Source organism: Ramlibacter pallidus, assembly GCF_015070875.1.
In the GTDB taxonomy this organism is placed as follows: Bacteria; Pseudomonadota; Gammaproteobacteria; order Burkholderiales; family Burkholderiaceae_C; genus Ramlibacter; species Ramlibacter pallidus.
Map to the genome: position 1 here is coordinate 94657 of NZ_JADDIV010000005.1, position 16241 is coordinate 110897.

Below are 16241 nucleotides of genomic sequence, written 5' to 3' on the forward strand. Positions count from 1 at the left end.
CGTTCCGACCCAGAGGACCTTCCAATGACCGACCTGAAGAAACGCTCCCTGCTGCGCGTGGCCGCCCTGGCCACCGTGGCGGCCGCCGGCCTGGCTGGCTGCGGCAAGCAGGAGACCCCGGCGCCCGCCGCGCCGGCCGCCGCTCCCACGCCGACGGCCGCCGCGCCCGCCCCGGCGCCCGCACCCGCCGCCGCGCCGCTGAAGATCGCCTTCGCCTACGTCGGCCCGGTGGGCGACGGCGGCTGGACCTTCGCGCACGACAACGGGCGCAAGGCGGTGGAGAAGGAGTTCGGCAGCAAGGTCGTCACCAGCTTCGTCGAGAACGTGCCCGAGTCCGCCGACGCCGAACGCGTGATCCGCGAGATGGCGTCCAGCGGCAACAAGCTGATCTTCGGCACCACCTTCGGCTACATGGAGCCGATGGACAAGGTCGCCAAGGACTTCAAGGACGTGAAGTTCGAGCACGCCACCGGCTACAAGACGGCCGAGAACCTGCGCACCTACGACAGCCGCACCTACGAAGGCGCGTACATGGCGGGCGTGATCGCCGGCGCCATGACCAAGAGCAACACGCTGGGCGTGGTCGGCTCGGTGCCCATCCCCGAAGTGGTGCGCAACATCAACGCGTTCACGCTGGGCGCGCAGTCGGTGAACCCGAAGGTCAAGACCCGCGTCGTCTGGGTGAACAAGTGGTTCGATCCCCCGAACGAGACCGCCGCCGCCACGTCGCTGATCAACGGCGGTGCCGACGTGCTGATGCAGAACACCGATTCGTCGGCCGTGCTGCAGACCGCGGAGAAGATGGGCAAGCGCGCCTTCGGCTGGGACAGCGACATGACGGCCTACGGCCCGAAGGCGCACCTCGGCTCGGCCATCATCAACTGGGGCCCGTACTACATCAAGGCCGTGGGTGACGCGCTGAACAACACGTGGAGCACCGGGCAGAGCTGGTGGGGCGTGAAGGAAGGCGCGATCGACATGGTCTCCGTCGCGGCCGACGTGCCGGAAGAGACGAAGAAGAAGGTCGACGAGATCCGCGCCGGCCTGAAGGCTGGCACCTTCCAGATCTGGAAGGGCCCGATCGCCGACAACACCGGCAAGGAAGTGCTGGCCAAGGACGCCGTCGCCGACGACAAGTTCCTGGGCGGCGTGAACTTCTACGTCAAGGGCGTCGAAGGCAAGGTCCCGGGCGGCGAGAAGAAGTAATCCGCGCCTGCGCAACGAAGGGCCGCTCGCGCGGCCCTTTTTTCTTCCAGAATGGACCATGGTCGAACGACAGCACTGGCACCCCGTCGCGGCCGCTGAAGCGGTGGCCGCGCAGCCGCTCGCCGTCCGCCTGCTCGAGGAGGACCTGGTCCTCTGGCGCGATGCCGCCGGCGTGCTGCATGCCTGGCCGGACCGCTGCCCGCACCGCGGCGCGAAGCTGTCGATGGGCCGCATCGTCGACGACCGCATCGAGTGTCCCTATCACGGCTGGCAGTTCGCGCCTTCAGGCCGCTGCGTGCACGTGCCGGCGCTGCCGGCCTTCACGCCGCCGGCCACGCACTGCGTGCCGTCCTTCGAGGCGCGCGAGGCGCATGGCCTCGCCTGGGTCCGGCTCGCCGGCGGCGACACGGACCTCCCGGCCTTCGCCGCCGAGGACGATGCGCGGCTGCGCAAGCTGAACTGCGGTCCTTACGTCGTGGAGACGAGCGCGCCCCGCCTGGTCGAGAACTTCCTGGACCTGTCGCACTTCGCCTTCGTGCACGAGGGTTGGCTCGGGGCACGCACCGCCACGGCCATCGACGCGTATGCGGTGGAGGAACTGCCCACGGGCCTGCGCGCCACCGGCTGCAAGGCGTGGCAGCCGCAATCGAACCTGCATTCGACGGCGCCGGCGCAGGTCGAGTACACCTACGAGGTCACCGGTCCCTACACCGCGGTCCTCACGAAGATCCCGGAAGCCGGCTCGGTCGCGGTGGCGGATTGGCGCGAGTCCATCGCGCTGTTCATCGCGCCGGTGGCGCCCGAACGTAGCGTCGCCTGGTTCCGACTCGCCGTCGCCGACTTCGACTCGCCCGACGACAAGCTGCGCGCCTTCCAGGACACGATCTTCCGGCAGGACCAGCCCGTGCTCGAATCGCAGAGCCCCCGGCGGCTGCCGCTGGACCTGCGCGCCGAACTGCACACCGCGGCCGACCGTGCATCGTCCGCCTACCGCCGTTACCTGTCCCGCCTGGGGATCACCTTCGGAGCCTGCTGATGAACGCCGTCCCTGACGTCCCGATGGAGCGCCTGCCCGCGTTGCTGGCGGCGATGCCCAAGGCCGAACTGCACATCCACATCGAGGGCTCGCTGGAGCCGGAACTGATCTTCGCGCTCGCGCAGCGCAACGGCGTGGCCTTGCCCTACACGGACGTGGAGGAGCTGCGCCGCGCCTACGCCTTCACCAACCTGCAGAGCTTCCTGGACATCTACTACGCCGGCGCCAGCGTGCTGCTGCAGCCGCAGGACTTCTACGACATGGCGTGGGCCTACCTTCAGCGCGCGGCGGCCGACCACGTGGTGCGCGCCGAGATCTTCTTCGACCCGCAGACCCACACGGCCCGCGGGGTCGCGATGGAAACCGTCATCGACGGCCTGTCGCGCGCCTGCCGCGACGCCAGGCAGCTGGGCGTCGATGCCGAGCTGATCCTCTGCTTCCTGCGCCACCTGAGCGAGGAAGAGGCGTTCGCGACGCTGGAGCAGGCGTTGCCCTTCCGCGACCGTTTCATCGGCGTCGGCCTCGACTCGAGCGAACTCGGGCATCCGCCGGAGAAGTTCACGCGGGTGTTCGACGCCTGCCGCCGGCACGGGCTGCACCTGGTCGCGCATGCCGGCGAGGAAGGCCCGCCCGCCTACGTGTGGTCGGCGCTCGACGTGCTGAAGGTGGAACGCATCGACCATGGCGTGCAGTCGACGAAGGACCCGGCGCTGATGAAGCGCCTCGCGCAGGACGGCATCCCGCTCACCGTCTGCCCGCTGTCGAACCTGAAGCTGTGCGTCTTCCCGCAGCTGGAGCAGCACAACCTGCGCGAGCTGCTGGATGCGGGCCTCGTTGCCACGGTGAACTCGGACGACCCGGCCTACTTCGGCGGCTACATGAACGCGAACTTCCTGCAGACCTTCGCGGCGACCGGGCTCGACGCGCATCACGCGTACCGCCTGGCGCGCAACAGCTTCGAGGGCAGCTTCGCCGAACCGGCGGCCAGGCGCCGCTACGTCGAACGCCTCGACGCCGCGTTCGCCGCGGCGTGAACGCCCCTTCCATGGCCGACGAACCCACCCGCCTGTCCAAGGTCGTTGCCGCGCTGGTGCCCTGTTCCCGGCGCGAGGCGGAGCAGTACATCGCCGAAGGCTGGGTGCGCGTGGATGGCCAGGTGGTCGAGGAACCGCAGTTCCGCGTCTCAGGCCAGCGCGTGGAGGTCGACCCCCGGGCGCGCCTGCAGCCCGTGCAGCCCGCGACCTTCCTCGTGCACAAGCCGGCGACCTTCCGCTCGCCGCAGGCGCAGGACCTGCCGGCGGAGGCGCGCTGGGCGGGCGACGACTCGGGCATCCGCCGCGTGAAGAGCCACGCGGCGGCCCTGGTCGCGCTGCTGCCCCTGCCGGTGCCGGCCAGCGGCCTGGCGGTCCTCAGCCAGGACGGCCGCATCGTGCGCAAGCTCACGGAGGAGGCCCGCACGATCGAGCAGGAGCTGCTCGCGGACGTGACGGGGACCCTCGCGCCCGGCGGGCTGGAGCGCCTGTGCCGTGGCGGCCTGGTGCTGGAAGGCCGCGTGCTGCCCCCCGCGCGCGTGAGCTGGCAGAGCGAGGCGCGGCTGCGGTTCGCGGTGAAGGGCATCCCGCCGGAAGCGTTGCCGTGGATGTGCGCGCAGGTCGGCCTGCAGCTCACGGCGCTCAAGCGCCTGCGCATCGGCCGCGTCCCGCTGGCGGGGCTGCCGCCGGGGCAGTGGCGCTACCTGCGCCCCGACGAGCGCTTCTGAGGCTGCAGGCTCACTCCTGCACCTTCCCGCGCGTGGCCTTCACCTGCGAACGGATCGCCTTGCCCTGCAGCCGGCGCTGCTTCGAGCCGTAGGTGGGCTTCGTCGGCCGGCGCACCGCCTCCACCTGCGCGGCCTGCGCCACCAGTTCCTCCAGCCGCGCGAAGGCCTCGGCCTTGTTCTGCTCCTGGCTGCGGGCCGACTGTGCCTTCAGCACGAGGACGCCGTCCTTGCTGACGCGCCGGCCCGGCAGGGCCAGCAGCTTGTCCTTGACGGCCTCGGGCAGCGACGAGGCGCGGATGTCGAAGCGCAGGTGGATCGCGCTGGACACCTTGTTGACGTTCTGCCCGCCGGGCCCCTGCGCCCGCATGGCGGTGAACTCGACTTCCTCGATGCGGACGGTGGGCGGCATGCCGCATGTTAAGCAGGTCCGGCCCGCGGCCGACCCGGCGGGCGGACAATGCGGGTTCCGAACCCCCGCGAGAGTTTCCGTGCCCCGCCCTTCCTCCTCCTGGCCCGACAAGGTGATGGCGCTGCTGCGCGCCGGCAACGCCGCCGCCGCCGTGGCGCAGATCCGCGTCGCGCCCACCGTGCGCGACCTGCGCGCGCTCGAGAAGGCGCTGGCTGCCGCACAGATGGCGGGCCGCTGGCGCGACGTCGATGCCGCGATCGCCGAAAGCGTGCAGGCGCTGTCGGCGCCGCGGCTGCACCGTTCCCCATGACCGCAGCGACCTTCGCCGACCTGGGCCTGTCGCCCGAGCTCGTGCGGGCGTGCGGCGAAGCGGGCTTCGCGCTGCCTTCGCCCGTGCAGCGCGAGGCCATTCCCCCGGTGCTGAGGGAACGCGACGTGCTGGGGCTCGCACCCACCGGCTCCGGCAAGACCGCCGCCTTCGCCCTGCCGCTGCTGCAGCGGCTGCTGGAAGGCCGCGCCTTTGCGTTCCGCCGCGTGCGGGTGCTGGTGCTCGTGCCCACGCGCGAACTCGCGATGCAGGTCGGCGAGGTGTTCCGCGTGCTGGGCGGCGCAACCGAACGCCGGCCCAAGGTCTCCGTCCTGCACGGCGGCGTCTCGGTGAATCCGCAGATGATGGCCTTGCGCGGCGGCGCCGATGTCGTCGTCGCGACGCCGGGGCGGCTGCTCGACGTCCTGGACCGCAACGCCGTGCGTCTCGATGCCGTGGAGACGCTCGTCCTCGACGAGGCCGACCGCCTGCTGGACCTCGGCTTCGCCGCCGAGCGCGAAAGGGTGCTGGCCGCGCTGCCTGCGCGCCGGCAGAACCTGCTCTTCTCCGCCACCTTTCCACCGGAGGTGCAGGCGCTGGCGGAACTGCTGCTGCGCGACCCGGTGCGCATCGAAGCCGCCACGCAGGAAAGCGCCGCGCCGGACATCCACCAGCGCGCCATCGCGGTGGACGCGCCGCGCCGCACGGAGCTGCTGCGCCACCTGGTGCAGCAGGGCGGCTGGAAACGCGTGCTGGTGTTCGTCGCCACGCGCCACGCCACCGAGCAGGTGGCGCGCAAGCTGCGCGAGCGCGGCGTGCCCGCGGCAGCCCTGCACGGCGAGATGAGCCAGGGCCAGCGCACCGACGTGCTCGCCGGCTTCAAGGAAGGCCGCTGGGAGGTGCTGCTGACGACCGACCTGGCGGCCCGGGGCATCCACATCCCTGCGCTGGAAGTGGTGGTGAACTACGACCTGCCGCGTTCGGCCGACGACTACGTCCACCGGATCGGCCGCACGGGCCGGGCGGGCGCCGCCGGCGTCGCGATCAGCTTCACGACGGCCGCCACCGAAGCACACTTTCGCCTGATCGAGAAACGCCACGCGATGGCCTTGCCGCGGGAGCAGGTTCCGGGCTTCGAGCCGACGGAAGACGCGCCCCCGCTGCGCGCGGATGCGGGCACCGGCGGCATCAAGGGCCGGCGGCCCAGCAAGAAGGACAAGCTGCGCGCCGCGGCAGCCACGGCCGGCAAACGCGAAGGCGAGGACGCAAGCTAGTCATTTCGCCTGACCCCGGAAAAGTTTGCCGGAGAACATCGCGTAACGCGGGGAACTTCCGCTGACGATCCCCCCCTTAGTGGCATGACCCCACCGCAACGGGCTTGCGCCCCTGCGCTGCGGCGCATCGCCCTCCACGCCTGGACGGTGCTGCTCGCAGTCTTCCTCTGCCTCGCGCCCGTCGAAGGTTTCACCGCCTCCGCGAAGGGCAAGCCGGCAGCTTCCAAGGCGAAGAAATCCGCATCCCCCGCAAAGAAGCGCGGTGCTTCGCGCGTCGCCGTGGCCAAGAAGCGCGCCTCGAAAAAACAGGTCGCGAAGGCGCGGTCTTCGAAGAAGGCCTTGGTGGCGAAGCGGCGCAGCGCACCGGTGGTCCGCCTCGCCCCCTTGCCCGCGGACCCGGACAAGCTGGCGCTGAAATCGAGCGTTGCCTACGTCGTGGACATGGAGAGCGACGAGGTCCTGTTCGGGCGCAATGCCGAAGACGTGCGGCCGATCGCGTCCCTCACCAAGATCATGACCGGCCTGATCGTCGCCGAGGCCGGCCTGCCGCTGGACGAACGCATCACCATCACCGGCGAGGATGTCGACCGGCTCAAGCACAGCAGCTCGCGCCTGCGGGTGGGCACCACGCTCACGCGGCGCCAGGCGCTGCACCTGGCGCTGATGTCCAGCGAGAACCGCGCGGCGCACGCATTGGCCCGCACGTATCCGGGCGGCGTCAGCGCCTTCGTGAGCGCGATGAACAACAAGGCGCGCCAGCTGGGCATGCAGCAGACACGCTACGTGGACCCGACCGGCCTCTCCAGCCGGAACCAGTCGAGCGCGCGCGACCTCGTGCTGCTGGCCGACGCGGCTTACGCACGCCCGCTGTTGCGGGAGTACTCCACCTCGCCGGGCTACCAGCTGGCCGTCGGCGGCCGCTCGCTGCGCTACGTGAACACCAACCGGCTGGTGCGCAGCGGCGAATGGGACATCGGCCTGCAGAAGACGGGCTACATCTCCGAGGCGGGGCAGTGCCTGGTCGTGCAGACCCGGGTGAAGGGCCGCAACCTGATCATGGTGTTCCTCGATTCGGCCAGCAAGGTCACGCGCATCAAGGACGCCGAACTGCTGCGCCGCTGGCTGGGCAAGCACTCGGAGATCGCCGGTTCCCCCGGGCGCGACGAGAGCTAGGTCTTTTCGCCGTGCGGTTCGCGGGGGCTTGCAAGGGCCTCCAGCAGCTGTTGCGCCCGCACCGGCTTGTGCAGGAAGGGCACGCCGCTCGCGTGGATCGCCGCCATCCGCCGCGGTGCCGTTTCGCCCGTGACCAGCAGCGTCCGCAGCCGTGGCGACTGCTCCCGCAGGTCCAGCAGGTAATCCAGGCCGTTGCGCGCGCCCGGCAGGCGGTAGTCGACGATCGCCGCATCGAAGCGCGCGCCGTGCAGGAGGGCCTCCGCTTCGGCGATGCCGCCGGCGGTGCTGACGCGGCAGCCGTGCGACGCGAGCAGCGCCGCCATCGCCTGCCGGCTGGCGGCCTCGTCGTCCAGCACGAGGACGTGCGCGGGAAGCGCAGGCGCAGCGACGGTCTCCGCCGCGGCGTCGCCTTCGCTTCGCGCGGACGGGGCGGCGTGCGCCTGCGGCACCCAGACCTGCACGCGCGTGCCGCGGCCCGGCCGCGACTGCAGGCGCACCGGGTGCGCCAGCAGCTCGGACAGCCGCTTCACGATCGACAGGCCGATGCCGAGCCCGGAGCCGCGATCGCGTTGCGGGTTGCCGACCTGGTAGAACTCCTCGAAGACCCGCCGGTGTTCCTCCGCGGGAATGCCTTGTCCCGTGTCGACGACGTCGATGCGGATGTGCCCGGCGCGGCCCGACACGTCCGCCGCGCGCGCGGCCACCAGCACGCCGCCCGCGTGCGTGTACTTGATGGCGTTGTCGACGAGGTTGCCGACCAGGCGCTCGAGCAGCAGCGGGTCGCTCGCCACGTGCAGGTCGCCCGGCGAGCGCAGCCGCAGGTGCAGCCCCTTTTCCTCTGCCCGGCCGGCGAAGGTGTTCTGCAGCGACACGAAGAGGGCATGCACGCCCACCGACCGCAGCCGGGGCTGCACCGCGCCGGCGTCGAGGCGCGAGACGTCCAGCATCGTCTCCAGCGAGTGGCTGAGCGCCTGCACGGATTGCGCCAGCTGCTCCACCGTCTCCACGCCGTCCGCCGGCAGCGCGGTGCGCTGCAGCGTCGAGGTGAACAGCGAGATCGCATGCAGCGGCTGCCGCAGGTCATGGCTGGCGGATGCGAAGAAGCGCGTCTTCTCGCGGTTGGCTTCGCGCACGAGTTCGACCTGCTGCTCGAGCCGGCGCGCGAGGTCTTCCTTCTCGAAGCGCACGACCAGCGATTGCTGGAGGAGGGCCTGCTGCTGGCGGATCCAGTCCAGCGCCATCAGCAGGAACAGCAGGCTGGACGCCGCGAGCACCCAGCCGACCACGCCGCCGAACCACGCGAGGGCCGAGCACAGGCCCAGCATCGCCGCGATCGTCTGCCGGTGCGAGGCGACCAGCATCGAACCGAGCGCGACGGCCGCGACGACGAAGACCGACGTCATCAGGAGGTAGGCGAGGTCGCCGTGCGGGTCGAGCATCCACGGCGCCAGCCCCCACATCAGGCCCAGCAGCAGGATGTTGCGGTGGCTGCGCCGCAGCGCGGGCGCGATGGCGTCGTCGGCGAGCGGCTGTCGGCGTTCGAGCCGGTGCCGCGCCACGAAGCACGAGATGCTGACCGCCGCGAAGAGCGCCAGCCATGCCAGCGCCAGCGGCGAACCCCAGCGCGCGTGGAAGATCAGCGCCAGCGGCGCGGCGAAGGGGATGGGCGACAGCAGGCGCAGGGCGCCGGTCTTCTGCAGCAGCAGGTCCAGCTGGATGCGCTGGACCGCCACCGGGACCGCGCCGGCGGCGGGCGTGGGGCGGAACGACTGCAGCAGCCGGTGGAAGGAGGAGGCAGGCACGCCGGGCGATTATGCGCAGGGCGCCCTTGCCGCTAGGTCTCCAGCGAGCGGGCGACTTCTTCCAGGGTCTTCGGGGCGCCGGTGGCCGCGCGGTCGCCTCGCACCTCCGCGACGTGCATCGCGTGCGACTCGTGCAGGCCGTGCACGGGCGCGTCGACGTGCCGCCGCGACGCTCCGGCGCGCAGGGGCCGGGCGGGGTTCATCGAGGCGGTGACGACGTCCGCGCCGTCGGCCAGGCGCGTGCGGAATTCGCATTCGATCGCGGGGCGCGCCGGCAGCAGGTACACCAGCGCCGCGGTCACGCCGTCGGCGTGGACGTAGGCGCGCAAGGCGCAGGCGTAGAGATGCGACGCGAGCAGGTCGCCGACGGGCGCGAACCCGATGTCGCGGAGCGCGGCGTCGTGCAGGCCCAGTGCCTGCTGCGGCGTGACCTCCGTTCCCGCTTGCACCCGCTGCGGGTACCGGGCGGCCAGCCGTTGCGCCATCTGCTGCCGCTGGGCGCGGTACCAGGACAGGCGCGAGGTGTCGGCCGTGGCATAGATGTTCTGCGCGTGCAGCAGCACCCTGGGCGGTGTCCAGCCCGGCTCGGCCGGGACCAGCGTGGGCGGGAAGTACGGGCCTTCCGGCGCCTCGGCGATCCGCAGTACCGCGGCATGCGCCCCATGCACGAGGGCGAGGCGGCTGCCGGCGGGCAGGTCTCCCAGCAGGCGCGCGAGTTGTCCCGCCTGGCCCGTGCGCGGGCCGGTGTGCAGCCAGAGTTCGGCGCCGCCGGGTGCGACTTCCGCGTGGATGCCGCGCATCCACGCGGCCCGCGCGTCCAGGACGATGGCGGCGAGGCAGGCCGGGTCGGGCGCGGGAAGGCGCAGCAGCAAAGCCACGCGCTCGTCCTGCCGGGGCCAGCCGCGGTCCATCGGCCAGGCCACGGTGGTCGCCTCGCCGCGCAGGCGCTGTTCCAGTTCGCAGCGCGGCACGACCGGTTCGCCGGTGCCTTGCGGCGCGCGCTCCTGCGGCGCCAGTGCGCCCGGGGCGAGAACGTCGGCCAGGCCGGCGGCGAGGAGGGCGCCGCGCGGATCGAGGGCGCGTGCGGCGTCGGACACCTGCGCCGGCACGTCCTGCCGCGAGCGCTCGCCGGCCGAGAAGCGCAGCAGCTCGCCATGACCGTCGGCGCCGCAGCGCAGCACGGCCCCGTCGGCACCGGTCTTCGCGAACCAGCGCGCGAAGCCCTCGCACGGGCCCTCGGCCAGGTCGATCGACACTTCGCCCGCCCAGCCGTCCCGTGCGGCACTCGCGTCAGCTTGCAGGCCATGCGCCTTGCGTAAGGCCTGTTCCCGCGCCGCCGGCACCAGCACCGCGGTGAAGCCCGCGACGCGAGCCCGTTCCGCCAGTTCGGCGAACGCGGCCGCGTACAGGTGGCCGTTCCAGGCTTCGGCCTCATGGGCGGCCAGCGCCAGGAACAAGGGGTCGCGGCGCAGCGCCACGGGGTAGTGCGCGAGCAGGCGGCCCAGGGCGAGGGCCAGCGCCGGCTGCTTGCCCGAGGTGCGGAGCAGGGCGTCGCCCGCAGGGCCGCTTGTGATGGGGTCGAAGAGCGCCGCCGCGGCTGCGCATTGCGCCAGGCGGGGCGAGGTCGGCGTGCCCAGTTCCTCCCGCAAGGCAGCGAACGCAGCGGCCACGCGCCGCGCCGTTGCACCGAGGCGTGTTGCGGGCTTGGCCGGCAGGTGCTGCGTCGCGTCGTGGATCGCGGCATTCACGACCTTGCGCGCCGCGGGGTCGGCCGGCCTTCCGGCCAGCAGCGCGTCGGCCCCCTGCGCGAACGCATCCCACACCGGCGCGGGATCCACCGGCGAGAGTTCCTCCACGCCGGGAATGCCGAACGCGGCGAAGAAGTCCGCCAGGGACAGTGGAGCGGCCGCCAGCGCCCGTTGCAGGGCCGGCGGGTCCGGCGCGAGGTCGGACCCGCGCAGCCAGGCGCAGAGGCGTTCGGCCGCGCCTTGCGTACGGCCCCCGCGGGGCGCCGTGATGCGCAGGCTCAGTTGCAGCACGGCCGGCCGTGCACCCGGTCCCGCGGAACGGGCCGCCCACACGTGGACCGCCTGTCCCCAGGTCCACAGGACGACGGCATCGCCGCCATAGGCGTGCACCAGGTCGTGCGCCCGGCCGAGTTCGTCCCTGCGCGATTCGCCGAAGTTGAAGGTCTCGGAGCGGACGGCGCCGGCGACGAAGGCCAGGCCGGCGCGCCGGCGCACGGGCCGGAAGCGCAGGCCCCGGTAGGCGAGCAGCGGCAGCAACGCCGCGTCCCGGGGTGGCTGGTGCCCGAAGGGGTCGGGGTGGTCGGCTTCCTCGGGGAAGGGCCGGCCCGAAGCGCCGTCGTGGTCCAGGACCGCCTGGTCGTACGGCGTCCTGCGCGGCGGTTCGCCGGGCAGTTGCTGGGGGACGGCGACGCGGGTCGCGAGCAGGAAGGCAGCGGTGGCCATGCAGGTCGGCTCGCCCGCGGGCCCGGCGCGCGCCGGGCCCGCGGGCGCTGCCTCAATCCAGCCTGCGGCCCTGGATGTTCGCCGAGCCGGTCGCGCTCGGCCGCCACAACAGCATGCCGACGCCGCTGTCGTTGAGCGATGCATGCGGTTCGTAGGCGCTGCTGGCGATGCGCTCGCTGGCGGTCCAGCCCGTGGCCGGGCGATAGCGCGCCGCGCCCAGGTGCAGCCCTCCCGAGGCGGGGCTCTCCCGCCAGACCAGCAGCGCTTCGCCGCGCGCGTTCACCGCGAGCACCGGCGCATCGGACAGCACGCCGGCGGGATTCATCCGGCGCGCCGTGCCCCATCCGGTGCCCGGGACCCAGCGGTTCGTCCACACATCCGACGCGCCGCCGTCGCGGACCCAGGTGGCGATCGCGTGGCCGGCGGCATCCATGCCGATCCTCGCCGCGGAGGAGTCGGCCGGACCGGAAGCCTCGAGCGACACGGTGGCGCCCCAACCGCCGGTCGGCGTGAAGTGGCTGCCGCGCAGGGTGCGGTTCGCGCCATCGATCTCGCTCCACACCGCGATGGCTTCGCCCGACGGCGCGACGGCGACGCGTGGCTCGACGCGGTCCTGGACGTTCGCCAGGTCGACCATCCGCGGGCTGGACCAGCCGCCGGCGGGCGTGTAGCGGGCGGCCCAGACGCTGTTGCGGGTGTTGTCGTAGTGAGTCCAGACGGCGATCGCTTCGCCGCCGGCGTTCATGGCCAGCTCCGGCGCGGCCGCCGGCATGTTGGTGGTCTCGATCACGCCGGCGGTGCCCCAGGCGGCACCGGCGGGACGGCGCGCGGCCCAGATGCTGTAGCGGACGCCGTCCCACTGGTACCAGACCGCGATGGCGTTGCCTGCCGGATCGGAGGCGATGCGCACGTCATGGGCCGACAGGGTGCTGTTCTCCAGCGGATGCGGCGCTTCCCAGCCCGTGGCGGCCGTGAAGCGGCTGGAGAACACGCTGTAGCTGACGCCGCCTTCCAGCTTGGCGAAACCCAGGAAGATCTCGCCGTCGCGTCCCTCGCTCAGCACGAGCTGCGTCACGCGCCCGGCGCCCGTGTTGACCTGCTGCGCCGTGCTCCAGCCGCCTTCGGCCGTGTGGCGCATGCCGAACACGCCGGTCGTCGCGCCCAGGTCCTGGGTCCACACCACCGTCATGGCGCCGCTGCGCTCCACCAGCACCTTGTGTTCCCCGCCGGCGGGCGCCGGCAGGGCGGCAGGTGCCGACCAGCTCGCGTCCGCGGTGGTGAAGGTAAAGGAGGACGCGGCCGGCAGCCGTTCGCCGCCGGTGCCCGCGAGGCTCGTGCCGATTTCCAGCGTGTAGGAGGTCAGGGGCAGCAGGCGGCGCTGCGGCGTGAGGGTCAGCTCCGTGCCGGCCACGCGTGGCGTGAAGACCTCGGTGCCCTGGCCGCTGGACAGGCGGATGCTGCCGGCCGTGGCGGTCGCGGCATCGAGCCCGTGCGAGAACAGCAGGCGCGGCCGCACGTCGGTGGCGACGTCCGTCGCCCCTGCCTCCGGCGTGGCGCTGCGGATGGAGAGTGCGTTGGGATCGGGCGCCGGTGCCGGTGCGGGTGCCGGCGCGGGGGATCCGCCTCCGCCGCCGCAGGCGGAGACGAGGAAGGCGGCGGCAAGCGCGCCCAAGTACAGGCGGGAAGTTCGATGGAGGCTGCGCACTGGAGGTCCGTTCTGCGAAAACGGCGGAGTATTCGGGCACGGCCGCGTCGCCGTAAGTGACCCCGGTCACGCACCAGGGGCCGGGACCTCCGTTCGGGAACTAGTTCTCGCGCGTCGCCAGGCGCGACGCGCTTCGGCGGAGCGCTCAGGCCTCCTGCGTCCCGCGCGAGTCCGTCGATGCCGCCGGCGCATCGTGCGGCGCCGCCGGTGCCGTGCAGCCGGTGGCGGAAGCGAGCGTTCGTGGAGCGCTGCTGCCCTGCCTTTCGAAGATCGCGCACGTACAATCCACGCATGAGGTCGCGCCCCGGCGGCCTCTTTCCTTTTTCCCGGGGCCATGTCGAGGAACACCATGTACAAAAACCTCGCTGCCATCGCCATGGCGGCCGGACTCTTCACCTTTCCCGCGCAGGCACAGAAAAGCGAACCCCTGAAGGTCGGCTTCGTGCACGTCGCTCCCATCACCGAGGCCGGCTGGGTCCGGCAGCACGAGGACGGCCGGCTGGCCGTGCAGGCCGCGTTCGGCGGCCGCGTGCAGACGAGCCGCGTCGAGAACGTGGCCGAGGGCCCCGATGCAGAGCGCGTGATCCGCGATCTCGCCGCCACCGGCCACAAGCTGATCTTCACGCCCAGCTTCGGCTACATGGAACCCACGCTGAAGGTGGCGAAGGACTTCCCGGACGTGAAGTTCGAATCGGTCACGGGCTACAAGACGGCGCCGAACGTCGCGGCGGCCAACGCACGCTACTACGAGGGACGCTACCTTGCCGGCGTCGCCGCGGGGCGCATGACGAAGAGCCACGTCGCCGGCTACGTGGCCGGCTTTCCCATCCCCGAGGTGCTGCAGGGCATCAACGCGTTCACGCTCGGCATGCGGTCCGTCGATCCGCAAGCCCAGGTGAAGGTGCTGTGGCTCAACACCTGGTTCGACCCGGGCAAGGAGCGCGACGCGGCCATGGCGCTGATGGACCAGGGCGCCGACGTGCTCGCGTTCCACACCGCGTCCACCGCCGTGATGGCGGCCGCGCAGGAGCGTGGCAAGTGGGCCGTCGCCTACCATTCCGACATGCGCAAGGTCGCGCCCGACGCGCAGGTGCTCGCCGTCACGCACCAGTGGGCGGACTACTACCGGCTGCGCACGCAGGCGGTGCTGGACGGCAGCTGGAAGCCGCACAACATCTGGGGCGGGGTGAAGGAAGGGATGGTCCGCGTCGGCTGGTTCGGCGCGCGGGTGCCGAAGGCGGTGCAGGACGAGGTGCTCGCGCGGCAGAAGGACATCGGTGCCGGCAGGCTGCAGCCCTTCGCGGGGCCGATCACGGACAACACCGGCCGCGTCGTGCTCGGCAAGGGCCAGGCGCTGACCGACGCGCAGATCCTCGCCATGGACTACCTCGTCGCCGGGGTGCAGGGGAAGGCGGGACAATAGGCGGATGCAAGCCTTCCGCGCCGCGCTGCTTTTCTTCGACGACGACGGCTCCGCCCGCCACGAACCCGACGGCCTGCTGGTCATCGGCCCCGATGCCCGCGGCCGCAAGGTGGTGCGCGCGGCCGGCGCGTTCTCCACGCTCGCGGCCAACTTTCCCGGCGTCGCGGTGACGCACCTGCCCGGCCGCCTCCTGGCGCCGGGCTTCATCGACCTGCACGTGCACTTCCCGCAGACGGACGTGATCGGTTCGCCGGCCGAGGGCCTGCTGCCCTGGCTGGAGGACTACACGTTCCCGCACGAGGCGCGCTTCGCCGACCACGCCTACGCCCTCGGCGTCGCGGACGTGTTCCTGGACGAACTGCTGCGCAACGGCGTGACGAGCGCGCTGACCTTCTGCACCTCGCATCCGCACTCGGTCGACGCGCTCATGGAAGTCGCGCAACGGCGCGGGCTGCGCCTGGTCGCGGGCAAGGTGCTGCAGGACCGCCATTCGCCCGACGGCGTGCGCGACGAGACCGTCCAGTCCCTGCTGGACACGGAAGCGCTGATCCGGCGCTGGCACGGCACCGACCGGCTCGGCTATGCGATCACGCCCCGCTTCGCGCCCAGCTGCACGGAGGCGCAGCTGCGCGGTGCCGGCGAGCTGGCCGCGCAGTACGGCGACGTCTGGATCCAGTCGCACGTCGCCGAGAACAAGGACGAGGTGCGCTGGGCGCGAGAACTGTTCCCCGCGTCGCGCAGCTATCTCTCCGTGTACCAGGACTTCGGCCTCATGCGCGACCGCGCGGTCTACGCGCACTGCATCCACTTCGACGACGAGGACCGCGCGCTGATGCGCGATACGGGCGCCGCGGCGGCGGTGAGCCCGACCAGCAACCTGTTCCTGGGCAGCGGCTTCTTCGACTACGAAGGCGCGATGCGCGTCGGCTTCCGCTTCGGCCTGGCGAGCGACGTCGGCGGCGGCACCAGCTTCAGCCCCTTCCACACCATGCTCGCCGCCTACTACGTGGGCCGCGAGGGACAGACCAAGCCGGGCGTCAGCCTCTCGCCGCAGCACCTGTGGTGGCAGCACACGGCCGGTGCCGCGCAGGCGCTCGGTCTCGCAGGCGTGATCGGCAACCTGCGGCCGGGATGCGAGGCCGACTTCGTGGTGCTGAACCCGTCGGCCACGCCGTTGCTGGCGCGCAAGGTCGCGAATGCGCGCAACCTGGACGAACTGCTGTTCTCGCTGATCGTGCTGGGGGATGACCGGGTGGTGGAGCAGGTGTGGGCGGATGGGGCGGCGTGCACTATGGCTCGCTGAGCGCGAGCCCTTCCGCTGTCGGTGGCAGGGCGGGGCCGGGGGTCCGGGCCCCCGCTCTCCGGTCCAGGCTCGCTCTATTGCCGGTCATGGAGAGCAAGAGGCTTTGCTGCGGACGAGCGGCTTGGTGCAATGCTGTCCATGGGGGAGCGAATCGTCCCTGCGATCGGGAACCCGAACCCCCGACCCTGGCAGAGCGCAAGTGAATCCTCCCAGGCTGCGCTCCGTCATGAACTGCGGCGTGATGAGGTTGGGGGTTGGGGGTCCGACCGCAGGGACGATTCGCGCTACCTGGCTCCTGGTGCACCTGACCGCTCGTCCGCATTGGAGGCTCTCGTTCTCCATGGCCGCGGATTGCGCGAGCCTGGACCGGAGG

Annotated in this window: 13 protein-coding genes; 9 read left to right on the forward strand and 4 right to left on the reverse strand. The window is 72.0% G+C overall.

Features of this window, described 5'->3' with window-relative positions; all coding sequences use genetic code 11:
• The first annotated feature begins 24 nt into the window (after positions 1–24).
• Genes IM787_RS17420 through IM787_RS17435 form a run of 4 tightly spaced genes read left to right on the forward strand, consistent with a single transcriptional unit; the run spans position 25 to position 4001 of the window.
• Complete coding sequence (locus IM787_RS17420; RefSeq protein WP_193677980.1) at positions 25–1206, forward strand: BMP family ABC transporter substrate-binding protein; 1182 nt, start codon at positions 25–27, stop codon at positions 1204–1206.
• Positions 1207–1264: 58 nt separating this feature from the next.
• Complete coding sequence (locus tag IM787_RS17425) at positions 1265–2242, forward strand: Rieske 2Fe-2S domain-containing protein (RefSeq protein WP_193677981.1); 978 nt, start codon at positions 1265–1267, stop codon at positions 2240–2242.
• On the forward strand, positions 2242–3276 hold the full coding sequence (locus tag IM787_RS17430) for an adenosine deaminase (RefSeq protein WP_193677982.1): 1035 nt from the start codon (positions 2242–2244) through the stop codon (positions 3274–3276). Before IM787_RS17425 ends, IM787_RS17430 begins: the two co-directional genes overlap by 1 nt.
• An 11-nt stretch (positions 3277–3287) precedes the next feature.
• Positions 3288–4001, forward strand: a complete 714-nt coding sequence (locus IM787_RS17435; RefSeq protein ID WP_193677983.1) for an RNA pseudouridine synthase — start codon at positions 3288–3290, stop codon at positions 3999–4001.
• A gap of 10 nt (positions 4002–4011) precedes the next feature.
• On the opposite strand, the gene arfB is transcribed toward IM787_RS17435, so the two are convergent.
• Positions 4012–4410 carry an alternative ribosome rescue aminoacyl-tRNA hydrolase ArfB gene (gene arfB / locus IM787_RS17440; RefSeq protein ID WP_193677984.1) on the reverse strand — a complete coding sequence of 133 codons (399 nt, stop codon included), beginning with the start codon at positions 4408–4410 and terminating at the stop codon, positions 4012–4014.
• Positions 4411–4489: 79 nt separating this feature from the next.
• Between arfB and IM787_RS17445 the strand changes: the two genes are divergently transcribed.
• From IM787_RS17445 to IM787_RS17455, 3 genes are all read left to right on the forward strand, one after another.
• Entirely contained in the window at positions 4490–4720 is a 231-nt protein-coding gene (locus tag IM787_RS17445) for a hypothetical protein (protein ID WP_354004437.1), read from the forward strand.
• Positions 4717–5991: a DEAD/DEAH box helicase gene (locus tag IM787_RS17450; RefSeq protein ID WP_193677985.1), complete on the forward strand. Its 1275-nt coding sequence runs from the start codon at positions 4717–4719 to the stop codon at positions 5989–5991. The genes IM787_RS17445 and IM787_RS17450 overlap by 4 nt, the downstream gene beginning before the upstream one ends.
• Positions 5992–6075: 84 nt before the next feature.
• Positions 6076–7164 carry a D-alanyl-D-alanine carboxypeptidase family protein gene (locus IM787_RS17455; protein ID WP_193677986.1) on the forward strand — a complete coding sequence of 363 codons (1089 nt, stop codon included), beginning with the start codon at positions 6076–6078 and terminating at the stop codon, positions 7162–7164.
• Here the strand turns inward: IM787_RS17455 and IM787_RS17460 are convergent.
• From IM787_RS17460 to IM787_RS17470, 3 genes are read right to left on the reverse strand one after another with little or no spacing between them, the layout of a single operon-like run.
• Positions 7161–8966, reverse strand: coding sequence for a hybrid sensor histidine kinase/response regulator (locus IM787_RS17460; protein ID WP_193677987.1), 1806 nt, complete (start codon positions 8964–8966; stop codon positions 7161–7163). The two genes, IM787_RS17455 and IM787_RS17460, sit on opposite strands and share 4 nt — an antisense overlap.
• 32 nt (positions 8967–8998) lie before the next feature.
• Complete coding sequence (locus IM787_RS17465; RefSeq protein ID WP_193677988.1) at positions 8999–11437, reverse strand: hypothetical protein; 2439 nt, start codon at positions 11435–11437, stop codon at positions 8999–9001.
• A gap of 52 nt (positions 11438–11489) precedes the next feature.
• Positions 11490–13109, reverse strand: coding sequence for an Ig-like domain-containing domain (locus IM787_RS17470; protein WP_193677989.1), 1620 nt, complete (start codon positions 13107–13109; stop codon positions 11490–11492).
• 382 nt (positions 13110–13491) lie between these two features.
• On the opposite strand from IM787_RS17470, the gene IM787_RS17475 reads away from it, so the two are divergent.
• On the forward strand, positions 13492–14565 hold the full coding sequence (locus IM787_RS17475) for a BMP family ABC transporter substrate-binding protein (protein WP_193677990.1): 1074 nt from the start codon (positions 13492–13494) through the stop codon (positions 14563–14565).
• Positions 14566–14569: 4 nt separating this feature from the next.
• Positions 14570–15868 carry a guanine deaminase gene (guaD, locus tag IM787_RS17480; RefSeq protein ID WP_193677991.1) on the forward strand — a complete coding sequence of 433 codons (1299 nt, stop codon included), beginning with the start codon at positions 14570–14572 and terminating at the stop codon, positions 15866–15868.
• Positions 15869–16241: the final 373 nt, after the last annotated feature.